This window comes from Eubacteriaceae bacterium Marseille-Q4139 (genome assembly GCA_018223415.1).
Taxonomy (GTDB): Bacteria; Bacillota; Clostridia; order Lachnospirales; family Lachnospiraceae; genus CABSIM01.
The window spans coordinates 2,697,421-2,709,992 of sequence record JAGTTQ010000001.1; the positions used below are offsets into that span (position 1 = coordinate 2,697,421).

At 45.4% G+C, this 12,572-nt stretch carries 15 protein-coding genes and 1 pseudogene; 8 read left to right on the forward strand and 8 right to left on the reverse strand.

The genetic code is table 11. The annotated features are described in order from the left end of the window. Positions 1-95 precede the first annotated feature (95 nt). The 5 genes from KE531_12660 to KE531_12680 form a co-directional block, all read right to left on the reverse strand. Complete coding sequence (locus tag KE531_12660; protein ID MBR9954451.1) at positions 96-1,796, reverse strand: MobA/MobL family protein; 1,701 nt, start codon at positions 1,794-1,796, stop codon at positions 96-98. 421 nt (positions 1,797-2,217) lie between these two features. Beyond that, positions 2,218-2,424, reverse strand: a complete 207-nt coding sequence (locus KE531_12665; GenBank protein ID MBR9954452.1) for a DUF3847 domain-containing protein — start codon at positions 2,422-2,424, stop codon at positions 2,218-2,220. 89 nt (positions 2,425-2,513) lie between these two features. Next, positions 2,514-4,586 (reverse strand): DUF4368 domain-containing protein, encoded by a 2,073-nt coding sequence (locus KE531_12670; protein MBR9954453.1) that lies wholly within the window; start codon positions 4,584-4,586, stop codon positions 2,514-2,516. After that, complete coding sequence (locus tag KE531_12675; protein ID MBR9954454.1) at positions 4,583-4,801, reverse strand: transposon-encoded TnpW family protein; 219 nt, start codon at positions 4,799-4,801, stop codon at positions 4,583-4,585. Before KE531_12675 ends, KE531_12670 begins: the two co-directional genes overlap by 4 nt. A gap of 150 nt (positions 4,802-4,951) precedes the next feature. Further along, positions 4,952-5,314, reverse strand: coding sequence for a cysteine-rich VLP domain-containing protein (locus tag KE531_12680; protein MBR9954455.1), 363 nt, complete (start codon positions 5,312-5,314; stop codon positions 4,952-4,954). Positions 5,315-5,567: 253 nt separating this feature from the next. Between KE531_12680 and KE531_12685 the strand changes: the two genes are divergently transcribed. The 3 genes from KE531_12685 to KE531_12695 all read left to right on the forward strand — a co-directional run bounded on the left by KE531_12685 (position 5,568) and on the right by KE531_12695 (position 7,904). After that, entirely contained in the window at positions 5,568-6,389 is an 822-nt protein-coding gene (locus KE531_12685) for a sigma-70 family RNA polymerase sigma factor (GenBank protein MBR9954456.1), read from the forward strand. A 54-nt stretch (positions 6,390-6,443) separates the two neighbouring features. After that, on the forward strand, positions 6,444-7,370 hold the full coding sequence (locus tag KE531_12690; protein MBR9954457.1) for a hypothetical protein: 927 nt from the start codon (positions 6,444-6,446) through the stop codon (positions 7,368-7,370). 90 nt (positions 7,371-7,460) lie between these two features. Next, positions 7,461-7,904 (forward strand): helix-turn-helix domain-containing protein, encoded by a 444-nt coding sequence (locus KE531_12695; protein ID MBR9954458.1) that lies wholly within the window; start codon positions 7,461-7,463, stop codon positions 7,902-7,904. A gap of 57 nt (positions 7,905-7,961) precedes the next feature. On the opposite strand, the gene KE531_12700 is transcribed toward KE531_12695, so the two are convergent. From KE531_12700 to KE531_12710, 3 genes and pseudogenes are all read right to left on the reverse strand, one after another. After that, complete coding sequence (locus KE531_12700; protein ID MBR9954459.1) at positions 7,962-8,336, reverse strand: TnpV protein; 375 nt, start codon at positions 8,334-8,336, stop codon at positions 7,962-7,964. Positions 8,337-8,476: 140 nt separating this feature from the next. Beyond that, positions 8,477-8,881: pseudogene (locus KE531_12705) on the reverse strand (Arm DNA-binding domain-containing protein). A gap of 653 nt (positions 8,882-9,534) precedes the next feature. Beyond that, positions 9,535-10,155: a helix-turn-helix transcriptional regulator gene (locus KE531_12710; GenBank protein ID MBR9954460.1), complete on the reverse strand. Its 621-nt coding sequence runs from the start codon at positions 10,153-10,155 to the stop codon at positions 9,535-9,537. A gap of 141 nt (positions 10,156-10,296) precedes the next feature. Here KE531_12710 and KE531_12715 point away from each other — a divergent pair, with 141 nt between their 5' ends. The 5 genes from KE531_12715 to KE531_12735 are packed head-to-tail and all read left to right on the forward strand — an operon-like array spanning position 10,297 to position 12,513. Continuing rightward, entirely contained in the window at positions 10,297-10,494 is a 198-nt protein-coding gene (locus KE531_12715; protein ID MBR9954461.1) for a helix-turn-helix domain-containing protein, read from the forward strand. 2 nt (positions 10,495-10,496) lie between these two features. After that, entirely contained in the window at positions 10,497-10,685 is a 189-nt protein-coding gene (locus KE531_12720; protein MBR9954462.1) for a hypothetical protein, read from the forward strand. Between the two features lie 4 nt (positions 10,686-10,689). Beyond that, entirely contained in the window at positions 10,690-10,875 is a 186-nt protein-coding gene (locus KE531_12725) for a hypothetical protein (GenBank protein MBR9954463.1), read from the forward strand. Beyond that, entirely contained in the window at positions 10,853-11,251 is a 399-nt protein-coding gene (locus tag KE531_12730; GenBank protein ID MBR9954464.1) for a hypothetical protein, read from the forward strand. The genes KE531_12725 and KE531_12730 overlap by 23 nt, the downstream gene beginning before the upstream one ends. Continuing rightward, positions 11,173-12,513, forward strand: coding sequence for a virulence-associated protein E (locus tag KE531_12735; GenBank protein MBR9954465.1), 1,341 nt, complete (start codon positions 11,173-11,175; stop codon positions 12,511-12,513). The genes KE531_12730 and KE531_12735 overlap by 79 nt, the downstream gene beginning before the upstream one ends. The last annotated feature ends 59 nt before the right edge of the window (positions 12,514-12,572 follow it).

Here is a 12,572-nt window from a genome sequence, read left to right on the forward strand (position 1 = left end):
ATATCCCATTTCAACTACATAATAAGTAAAAATCATAGCGATAGCTTAGCGGCAGGGAGCATATCCCTGCCGCTGTCTTTACTGTGTACCACGCATTACCGTTCCTGTCCGTTTTTCTTGGGGGTATTTTTACACTCCACTTCCTGCTCATGCTTTTTCTGTAAATCTTCATGGATAGACCGCACTTCTGTCTCTTCACCTAATAATTCAGCAACATCCCGCTTACTATCAGCCAAGATAATCGGAGCAAATTTTTCTCCATATGCCATCTTGAGCTTGGAAGTAACAGCTTGAATCGTATCTGGTCGTAAAACAGCCCGTTGTTCGAAAAGTGCTATATAATCCACTTCTTTTTCCTGTTCTTTTAGTTCTGTAAACTGTATCAGGGCGGTATCCAATTCAGCAACATATTTTTCTTCCTGCTGTGTCAATCGTTCTAAATTCCTTTCCATAGCAGCAACACTCTTTCTGACCTCGGCGATTCCCGTATCTTCATCGCAACCCAACGAACTGAGAACCATCACTTTTTCGGACTTCAATTCTTCCAAATCTTCTGTCAGTTTAGCAATTTTCTTTTCCAAATCATTGTGAACAACAAACTGATAAAATGGCGTTGCCTTCTTTTCTGCAAGTAGTGTTTTCCGTTCCTTAGCCTTATTTTTTATCTGTTGAACCAATAAGGTATAACGCTCCAAAGTAGGCTTCAATACATTCAGCCTTTCAGATAATTTGTGCTTTCCTAAACCAGCATAGCGGATTTGATAGCGGAAAACAATCATATTCGCCCGTAAGAATTCCATCGCTTCCGCAAGGGCAGGAACAGCAACCTTCACTACCTGCATCAATTTTTTCACTGCCGCTTTCAATTCCCGCAGCAGGGCATTGTCCGCCTTGATCTGACGGTTCAGCTCACATCGATCAGAGACAATCCCCTTTTTCTCCAGTGCTCTTGCAGTTACCCCTTCGTGAATCGTAGGCTGTTCATCAAGCCCCCGTTCTACATGGCTGCGTTGATCGATACGTTCTTCCTGTCCGGCACGTTCCAAATGAAGATTGGTTACATCTGCCCATGCCTTACGCCAAAAGACGAGTTGCTCTTCGCTGTTCCAACGCTCAGAAATTGGATTTTGTCTGCCGTATTTGGTGCTTTTGGGGTACTTGGACACCCTTTCATAGCCCTGCGCCTGTGCTGATGAAGGGACCATATACACCTTCTTTTTGCCCACCTTGTACTGGTACTGCTTTTCCCATCCATCGGCCTGTGCCTGTTTAAACTCAGCGGCAGTGAAGCCCTGTTCCTTGCCGTTCTTGACACAGAGATATTCTTTCTCGGTCTTGTACTGCCATTTTCCCTTTTCATCCAGCGGGCGCACCGTCAGCAGGATGTGAGCGTGGGGATTGTGACCGGGAGGGTATGGATCATGAATCGCCACATCCGCACACATCCCATCAGATACAAAGGTATCAGAAACAAAATCGGACAGCAACCTTTCCCACTGTGCTTTACTCAGCTCAATCGGCAGCGCAACCACAAATTCACGGGCCAGGCGGCTGTCCTTTGTTTTTTCGTTTTCCTCCACAGCATTCCACAATATTTCTCGATTCTGCCATTCTGTGGGAGCGGCAACCGGCAGAAAAACCTGCTGCCACACAAGTCCCTGTTTGCGGGTGTAGTCATGCTGCACTCCGTCGTACTCATTGAGCAACCGAGAACAGCTCAGATAGGCCGCAGCAGCCACGGCAGAGCGTCCGGCTCCACGGCTGACCATTTTGGCCTCTAAATGATAAATTGCCATTGTCTACCATCCTTTCCGAAGGGTTACTGTGAAATGCAGTAGCCCTTCTTCCGCACCTGATTCCAACAGGTACGTCGTGAAATGCGACGTACCTCCAGCAGGGGTGGAACGATTCGTTACACCCCTGTACCTGTGTCAAGCTGCCGGTGGCAGGTTGACACAGGCAGGCGGCGAGATGGGGTGGCAATATACCACCCCATAAATAGGGGGCTTACAAAATGGACCCCCCTTACCGACTGCATGGACAAGGCTGGCAGTTTGACAGAAATGCAGCCTTGTCCAGCGGCGTCCGCAGACGCCGCAATCCCCCTCGGAGAGCGCACGATTTCCGCAGGAAATACCACCGCCCCTTCGGGGTGGTGAGTAAGTGCGCCCTTCGGGAAAAAAGAGAAGCGCCCCGGTTTCCCGGAACGCTCCCAGCTCATCGAACTGATTTGAATACTTCCCATAGAAAATCCTCCAGCTGCTCCAAAGTCATCCTCTGCACCTGCGGCAAAGCTTTCTCTAAAATCGCCCCTTCCTGGATGAGCCTACGTGTTCGGGCTTTACGTTCTTTCACTCGATCCCGTGCCTGAGCTTCCTCTAAACGGTGCTTATCCTGTAATAACTTCTTTTCGTGTTCCGTCATAGATTTTCCCTTTCTGCCATATCCGGCTGAAAATGCAAAAAAGGCGGCTTATGAGATTTTATTCTCACAAGCCGCCTCGGTGCTGATCCTTATGCTGTTTTCCCTTTTTGATCCGACTCTTTAATGGCGGATGCTTCTATACTTTTCTGTTCGTTTTTCTTCGCCGCTCTGCGCTCCTTCTGTCTTTTATAGGCTGCTTCTTTCATGCAATCCTCACAGCAGTACTTCACGCCGTTTCTGTCTGTAATAAAGACAGTTCCGCAGTTTCCACAAGTGCATTCTCGTTTTCTTTTTTTCGCCGCTTCCTGCCGGTAATATTTAGAGCGACAATTTTGATCGCAGAACATCGCATTGGACATTTTTGATTCAAAGGTCTTCCCGCAGCACTTACACACAATCTGAAACGGTTCACCTACTTTCCGGGTGCCATCCTTCAGTGCTTTGTACCGTTCTCTGCTTTGCATACGATGCTTACGCAGGTATTCCTGCCGCTTTTCTTCCTCCGGTGTCAGTTCCGGCACAGGTGCCGCAAAGTATCCAATAAAGTTTAGATAGATCTCCACTTCCTGCACTCGATCCCCATCCACCTTTTCCGGGGCATGAACAAGGATTTTGTCTACAAACTCGTTGATCATCGGCGTCGTCAATTCGGAAAAGTCCGTGTACTTTTTCGCCAGTGCAAGGAATTGTTCGGCATTTGCGGTACTTTCTTCAAAGGCCGCTACTTGTTTTTCAAACTCTGCAATCTCCGAGCGCAAATTTTTTTGTTCTGCTTCATACTCCGCCAGCAGACTATCAAAGCGTTGATCTGAAATTCGCCCAACCGCAAAAGACTCGTAGAGCTTTTTGATGATGACATCCAGCTCATCTGCCCGTTTCCGGTTCTTATTGAGCTTCCGTTTCGTATCTTTTACAGCTTCTTTCTGGCGGAGTGCAGATGCTGCTCTCACCTTTTCCAGAAATTCTTTCTGGTTGGTGATGGCATAGGTGCTGGCTGCCTGTATTGTTTCCAGGAGCAAAGTCCGAATGGCTTTGGTTGAAATATAGTGACTGCAGCATACATCCACTCTGTTTCTGAAAGCCAGTTTATACGCTGAGCATTCGTAAGCATCATAGGGGTAATTTCCGTTTTCCAAATCACCTTGGAATCGGTGGTTATACATTTTCGCCCCACAATCAGCGCAGAACACAAGTCCTGTCAGTGGATTTGCTTCTCCAAGGGTATCCTTGCGTCTGGGTGTTTTCCGCAGCTTCTGTACCAGTTCCCATGTCTCTTTGTCAATAATCGCTTCATGGGTGTTTTCAAAAATCAGCCATTCCTCCTGCGGATTACGGACACTGCCTTTATCTTTATAGGATTCTTTATGAGAACGGAAATTTACAGTATGCCCGATATACTCCGGCTTAGACAGAATCTGACCCACCATATAACCGCTCCAATTATAGGGGTTGGGAAAATCTTCTTTGCTTTTCCAAAAGCCGATCCCTTTCTTCCCCAAATAGACAGCAGGAGTTTCCACCTTGTCCTCATACAAAATCCGTGCAATTTCATAAGGACCGATTCCTTCTGCATTCATGCGGAATATCCTGCGTACAACCTCTGCGGCTTCCTCGTCGATCAGCCAGTGGAATTTATCCTTGGGATCTTTTTTGTAGCCATAAATGGCGATGTTTGTGGTCGGCTTGCCAGATTCACCTTTAATCCGAATCGCTGTGCGCTGTTTTCGGCTCAGATCCCGAAGATACCATTCGTTCATGATATTGAGAAACGGAGCAAATTCGTTGCTGTTCTGGTCGCTGCTGTCCACATTATTCGCAATTGCAATAAACCGGATACCATGCTGACGGAAGAACACCTCCGTATAAAAGCCGGTTTGCAGATAATCACGGCCAATGCGCGACATATCCTTCGCAAGTACGGTGCTGACTCGACCTTCCTCAATATCGTTCATCAGCCGTTTCCATGCAGGCCGGTCAAAATTGCCGCCGGAATAGCCATCGTCTGTATAGTGGACGCAATTCTGGAAACCTTGCTGCTGAGCATAGCTTTCCAGATATTTTTTCTGATTCACAATCGAGTTACTGTCCCCAACCTGTTCATCATCACGGGACAAACGCTCATAAAGAGCTGTGATTTTTCCTTCAGTCTGTTTTACGCTCATGATGCGCTCCTTTCAGACTGACGGCTCATTTGTGGTGATTCCATTATACCACAAGAACCACAAGGATTTACAGCCTCGTTTTGAATCAGTCTTAAAATTTTATCTTCCATCGTTTCTGTTGCTGTTTCACTGCCGTATACTCTCACCCGATAGATAGTGGAACCGATACGGCGGTTTATCATATAAAAGCCCTGCTTTTCCTTTTCATTTCCCATAGGCAATATCCTCCGGCAAGGTTTCAGCTCTGTATTCCTGCTGTGTAACGCTTTTCTTCGCTGTTTTCATGGTTTTGATAGAACTCCCTTCCAACCGCAAAATGCCCTCCGAAAACCCTTGTGCCATCAGGGTTTCGGAGGGGCAAATGGTTACTTTTGCTTGTTTCTGAATTTCCGTACTCTCGCTGCATTCTGCTGACGGCGGGCAGACTCCGCACACTGCTGGGAGCAGTACACCCGCTTCCCGTCAGCCGGAAATTTCTGACCGCAATACTGACAGGTGCGGACAGGCTGGCTTTCCAGTGATGCTTGCAGCTCCGGGTCATTGGGCAAAACTGATTCCCGAAAGTAGCGGCACATAGCACTGTTTGTGTAGCAGATGCCGAACATGGGACAATCGCAGTCCAGCGGCAAGCACCCGTACTCGCTGTCATAGTTGGCGCAAAACCTTGTGACCAGCTTTTTGATGGAGCGTTTCTCTTTTGAAGTCAGCTCCCTGTTTTGGTTTGACATCATTGTTTTCTCCTTTCTTTCATAAAATGTAATCAGAATAATGATTTTCAGATTACCTCCTCACTAATAGGAGAAAACAGCGATGTAAATCGGAACTGTTTTTCAAAAATTAAAAATAAATTATAGACAGCACAAGTTTTTGAGATAAAATAGGAGTCAGAAGGGAGGCGAAGTCATGGACGAAGAACAGAATGATCTGTGGTTGGAAGAAGAAAGCGAAGAAAATTCAGAAGAAGCCTCCTGGGCAGAACCTATCCTTGACTTTGCCGACTGGAACCAGGACGAGGACGCTCCTGTCTGCGATGAAGAACTGGAAGAAGCTCTGGCAGAAGAACGGAACGCTGCTTTGGAAAGTGAGCTGGAGCAGGACGAGCATCCTTTAGAAGCAGAGGATGATATTCCAGAAGATGCCGATTCAGCCGAATCTCCCATCAGCCTGAATACACTCTGGCAGCAGATGGATGAAACAGCTGTGGAGCGCATCAGCTTAGCCGCAAGAACAGAAACAGATTTTTCTGTGGTTATTGGGGAAATGGACCGATTGGATCGCAACCGTGAACGCAGAGAGCGGTATCATGAAAATCTTCGTGGAGATGTACCGCTGGAGTATAAGAAGGCAAACTATGGATTGGTTTTCCCTGAGTGGCTGAATACGCCGGAACAGCAGCTTTTGGGCAAAGGCAGTTTTCTGGACTTGATCTTTGACTGTCCTTATGAGATGCACCAGCTGACTGCTGACCCATTTCTCTCCAAAATTGTGGAACGGCTGAAGGACGAACATAAGGAAGTGCTGTACTTTCTCTCCCTGCGGTTGTACAGCACTGCTAAAGTGGCAGCCATGCGGGGGCAGTCTGACCGAAACATCCGCAAGCTGCGGGATACTTACACACGAAAATTACAGCATCAGCTATATGAACATCTTTTGCGGAAGAACAGCTTGACCTTGCGGGAGAAAGAATTTGTTGCTCTGTATGCTGCAAGCTTAGAGCAGAGCGGAAAGAGTGCGGCGAAGGTCAAGCGAGAAAATAAGACGCCGCCCCGTAAAAAGAGCGGCTTGACAGAATCCGAAAAATGATTTTATACTTGTAATAGGATTATAATATATCAGATTACACATGGAGGTGAAGCCATGCAGAATCTATTTGCACACGCCAGCTCCTATTGGGTGCGGTACAATCAGTATGAGATAAAGACCGGAAAGAATGGCAGACGATATATTATGGCCGCTCCTGCGGCAGAACCGAAAGTTTACGATCCTCTAAAGGATTCCGAAAAACTGGTTGTGGATGCTCTCAATGTCGGGATGCTCTGTATGGGCCGGAAAAGTGAGGCGGTCATTGAGCAGGCTGTGCTGGAATTTGTTCATCAGTATGGGCTGCTGGGGCTGATGACCGCACTGCCTACCACACCGTCCTTTATGGACTATGAGGCAGTTTATCTCCCGAAAAACAGATTTATAAAAGCAGAATCCATGCAGACAGAAGCATATTTGTCTTTATTCTATCCTTTTGAAAAATTAGATGTGGTAAAAGAAGGTATTCAGTCAAGCTGGAACATCAATCAGGACAGAGCGATGATGGCGCTTGCTATGACCTTTGCCGAGCAGCCTATGGCGATGAATATGCAGTTTCAGCGTCAGTATGCGGAACCTTATGAATGGATCGTGCAGCAATTCAAGGATTGGGCATTTACGCTGACCAGCAGCTTTTTGTTTTACCACGACTACGACCAGCTGGATGAGGCATCCAGAAACACCTATCGTATGGGCATGGCTGCTTTTGGCGGAATTGCACCGACTTATCATATCGCTCTGTTTGACAAGCCCGCAGCCACCCCCACGATTGTCTGGGACTTTCATTCGCTTCTAACGGCAATTCAGCTCATGTTCAGCTTTATGCTGACTGATGAGGAAAAACCGCTGCGGCTCTGCGAACACTGCCAGAAAGCTTTTGTCGCCAGCCGAGCCAATAATGTATTTTGCAGCCCACAGTGCAAAAACCAGCATAATGTGTATAAGAATCGGGCAAAGAACCGGGATACAAAGAACGGTCTATAATTTGTCAGATAATTTGCAACTGTTAGCAACAACCAGTTGCTTTATTAGTGGCATATAGGATGATACACTATTTGCAAGGAGGCGATAAGTGTGGAAACAAAAACAGTTATTTATGAACTAAGAACAAAACACGGACTATCCCAGGATGAATTAGCAGAAAAAGTATTTGTTACCAGACAAGCTGTTTCTCGCTGGGAAAATGGAGAAACTGTTCCAAATACAGAAACCTTAAAGTTGTTATCAAATGTGTTTGATGTATCAATAAATACTCTCTTAGGTTCTCCGAGGAAATTATTCTGTCAATGTTGTGGAATGCCGCTTGACGATTCCATCATTAGCAAAGAGTCCAACGGAGAATTTAACGAGGATTATTGCAAATGGTGCTATTCGGAAGGTCAGTTTGCGTATCAGTCAAAAGAGGCATTACTGAATTATCTTGTTGAACATATGCCCAATCCTGATAATTTACAAGACGAGGAAAGACGTATACAGTTTGATTTGTTTCTTTCTCAGTTGAAGCATTGGAAAAAATAAAAAGGGGACGCTTTCGGCAACAGTAATTGCTGAAGCGTCCCTTTCATCTATTTTATCTTATACTTCATGTACCAGTTCATACAGTACGGTTTCCTCCGCCCGGTTATAGATGCTGTTCATGCGGCGCACCCATTCCATCTGGTCTGCCGCTTTCAGGGCTTCTGTGACACCTTCCTGTTTTTTCATAGCAGCTATCATCACTTCCATGCGAGCATTGCAGAGCTTGTCGATTTCTGCCAGGTGATTCCAAAGCTGCCCTTCCATTATGAGATCTGAGTAACGGACAGGATGATGCTCTTTCAAGAAGTTTCGCCGCATTCGGCCATATTTGCCGAGCTGATATTCCTCCTGCTCTGGAAGGTTTATGTTTGGGATAAGATAATCCCCCTCCTGACGGTATGTGCCGCCCATTGCTTCAAAGATAGATTTCATGACGACCTCCTTTGTGTGTTTTGGTTTCGGCAGTTATTGGGATATTTTAACTCCTTTCCTATAACTGCTTTTCAATTCACCACAAATGAGCCGCAGTCATATGTATTAGATGGCAAAAACCACCCTTTACATAGTAACTCTTGGTTGTTTATGGTTCTAAGGTAAGTTTCAGAATATGGCTTGTCATTTTCATCCCGGTAGGCCATAAGGCAGTTTTGCCATTTTCGCACATGGGCCGGTGTGATCTGTGATACCGGTATCTTCCCGAAGAAGGGCAACAGCTTCTTGTCTATGACATACTGTTTCTGGATGAAGGTATGCTCCCGGAGGCGGTGCTTCATATCCTCGTTGTATATCTTTACAAAGTTTTCAAAGGTCATAGATAAATCGGCTTGCTGGGTTTCCAGGAAATTCCGTTCCCACTCTTTCGCTTCTCTCTGCAGCTTGAAGCCCCGTTTCTTTTTTTGCTTCTTGGTTCCGGTGTAATCGGTATAGTAGAATTTACAGTACCAGGATTTTGTCTTTTCATCATAGTATGCTGGCATAAAAATCAGTCCTTTCTTGAAAAATGGGTGCATTTTGCAAGGGACTGTGGTATAATCCAGATGTAGGTGGTATTGCACAGTCCTTGTGTGGTATCATGGCCGCCTCGGTGTTGGCGCACTGGGGCGGTTTTGTAATTTGTGGTTGAAAATTTCCCACCAATGGCATATAATATACTTAACAAGAGGGCCGTTGGTCAGCGCACACCTGACCGCCGGCAAAATAGGTTTTACTGAAAGTAGCGCCTTATCTTACCAGGACGAGGGCGCTACTTTTTGCGTGTAAAATAAATAACAAGAGTTATCACAGCGCAAAGCATAATTACAAACTGGAATAAATCGGAGTATGTAACCATAAGCACCAGCCCCCTTTCGCATAGCGTCCGGCGGCTGACATAACGCCCCAACGGCCCCCTGGGTAAGTATATTATATTGTCATGGAGCGGAAAATTTCGCTGTAGGATTGACGGCCCAGTTCTGGACAGTCTAACAAACCGGCTCATTTTTGAGCGGATTGAAAATAGTTTTTTCCATATCTGGAAGAAAGCTATTGGTTACTCAATTTTGAGTAGCTAACTGGCGGCTGATTTTTCGGCTACGAGATTAAGCCTCTCTAGCAGCGTGTCCGCATGGCTGCGGTTCGTCTTGCTGACGAGTTAATCATCCGGCTTTTTCTGATATTCGGGTACTTTAGTAAGAGTTTCTATAGCCTCTAATACTCTTGCTATTTGTTCATCAGCTTTCTTTCGCCCTTTCTCATTCAGGAGTGCGTAAAATTTAGCAAATATCTCTCCGATTTTTTTTAATTCTCTTTCCTCATAATCGGCCTTAAATTTAATCTCTTGCGGACTTAGTTTTATGCCACGTTCTAATTTGAGTAATATTCCTTTATATTCTAATTCGTCAAAATGTTCATAGTTATAAATCCCGTCATTGGTTCGGAGCTTTAATTCCGGTTCTTCTTGGTCGCTGTGATTTAGCCTTGGCATTGTAAAACGGGCAGGTGGCTTTTCCATTTCTATGTCACCCGAAAATCTTGCGCTGTTTTGATACGCTTCAGAAGTTATATTGGGCAATTCATAACTATCATCCAATAATATATATAGCGCAATATCAAAAGCCTTTGCTATTTTTTTTATCTGCGCTATTCGAGGTTGTCGATTTCCGTTTTCCCAATAATTTACTGCTGACTGGGAAGCACCTATTTTATCAGCAAATTCCTTTTGAGATAAGCCAGTATCATTTCTTAGTTTATACAATTTTTCTGCGATTGTCATGGGTAATCCCTCCATATACCCATTTTACCAATTTTGAAATGATGTGTAAATACAACCACGTTTGTTATTGACATATTATCACAAACGTGGTAGAATGTCAATATCAACCACAAATGTGATTTTTTGAAAGGAGGATAAAAGGTGAGGTTGAGCAAGGAGAAAATAGATTTGGCTATGGCAAGAGAAAAACTGACAGTTACAGAACTTGCAAAGAGATACGGCGTCAGCAGGTCACGCATGAATTTTATTCTGAATTGCCGGGAAGTGACAACGGTGTGTGCTGGCCGCATGGCGGATTCTTTAAAAGTTGATGTATCAGACATTTTGGAGGAGGTGTAAATATGCGGTATCGTATTGAATACGCCGGAAAGCGGCATTGTGATTTTGCCAATAATAGGCCGGAACTGCTGGAGAAGTTGCGTTTCCTCACTGATGAGGTGGAGGACATTCGGAAGATTTATAAGTCAGGCGCAACGGATTCTGTTTTCGAGGCATACAAGCCATACCTGAACCGGGCGGGAAGGAGCTGAAAGCATGTCAAAGCAAATTCTAAATGTCAAGGACGTTATGGCAGCCCTAGAGGTCAGCGAGAGCAAGGCATACGGCATTATTAAGCAGCTCAACGGAGAACTGGCGGAAAAAGGTTACATAACCATTCCGGGCAAGGTCAGCAAAGTATATTTTGAGGAAAAGCTCTATGGCGTACACATCGCCGAGTAAAGAAGAACTTCTTTCCAGTATTCGGCCAGATATGAAGCTGACCTGGAACTTCTTTAAGCGGATATATGGTTATGAAATATCATGGCCGGGGTTCGCCGATCAGGCTATAGCAACGTTAGAGGCAAATGGGTGCAGCCGAGCAAGGGGCTATTATGAAGCCTGGGTAAGTAAATATGAGGCGGAGCGTGACGCTGAAATGAAGAAAGTTGCCGCCTGGTATGCGGAAGAATGTAAACGACAATGGGAGAAAAGACAGAAAGAAGGTGAGCGAACACGAGCGAAGCAGCAACAAACACAGTGGCAGCAGAGCAGCCGGGAACGGTGGGCGGAGATGTCGGAGGCGCTGGGCTATCAATCGATAACAAAGGAAAAGTAAAACAGACTATTGGTAATATGATTGCAGCCCTCCACTATGACCGATCCACAAAAGAAATGTTCCGATATAATGAAATGACGGACAAGGTGGAAGTGACTGGAGCATGGTGGAAACGTTCCTCTATCAGCCTTTCGGACAATGATGTGAACAATATCCGGCTTTACCTGGAGCAAAATTATGGCCTGTCACACGAAAAGAATATTCCCAGGGCCATTGATATTATCGCCCACCAGCGTTCTTATCATCCGGTTCGGGAGTTTCTCAATAACTTGCACTGGGACGGCGGCGAGTATATCAAAAATATCTTGCCTAAATATTTAGGAGCAGAGAAAAGCCCTTATGTGGAAACGGCGCTAAAAATCACAATGCTGGGGGCCATTAAAAGGGTATATGAGCCGGGAACAAAGTTTGACCTTATGCTATGTCTTGTGGAAGACCAGCAGGGAGGCGGTAAGTCCACGATAGCCCGTTTCTTAGCAATAAAGGATGAATGGTTCTCGGATGATGTGAAAAATCTGGATGATGAAAACATTTATAGAAAGCTGCAGGGACATTGGATTATGGAGTTTTCCGAAATGCTGGCAACATCCAACACGAAGACGGTAGAGGCGATTAAGTCATTCTTGACCCGACAAAAGGACACTTACAAAGTTCCTTATGAAAAATATCCCCATGATATTCCCCGGCAATGTGTATTCATTGGTACGACCAATAATCTTTCCTTTCTTCCAGATGATAAGACAGGAAACAGGCGTTTCATTCCGGTTTTATGTAACAGCGACCGGGCAGAGGTTCATCCACTGGAAGATGAGGAAGAAACAAGGGCCTACATACTCAATGCATGGGCGGAGGCTATGGAGATTTACCGCTCGGGTCAGTATTCGCTAGACTTCCCCAAAGAACTGCAAGGGGAATGGAGCAGTATCCGGCAGCAGTTTACTCCGGAAGACCCGAAAATCGGCATTATTCAAGACTGGCTGGACAATTGTAAATATGATTCCGTATGTTCGCTGATGATTTATAAAGAGGCATTAGGGAATACGTATCGGGAGCCTAATCCAAAGGAATTGCGGGAGATAAATTCCATTATGAATAAGTCTGTATCAGGTTGGAAGAAACATCCTACCAGCAATCAGCAGGTTAGGATACCAGGGTATGGAAGGCAAAGAGCCTGGAACAGATGTGTCAACAGTGAAGCGTCAACGAGGGATTTTACTCCAATAGGGGAAGACTTTTCACAGCTGGATTTACCATTTTCCTGACATTGTTGACATTTCTGTTGACAGTATTGTTGACAGAAAAATGTAGTAAATACAAGGCT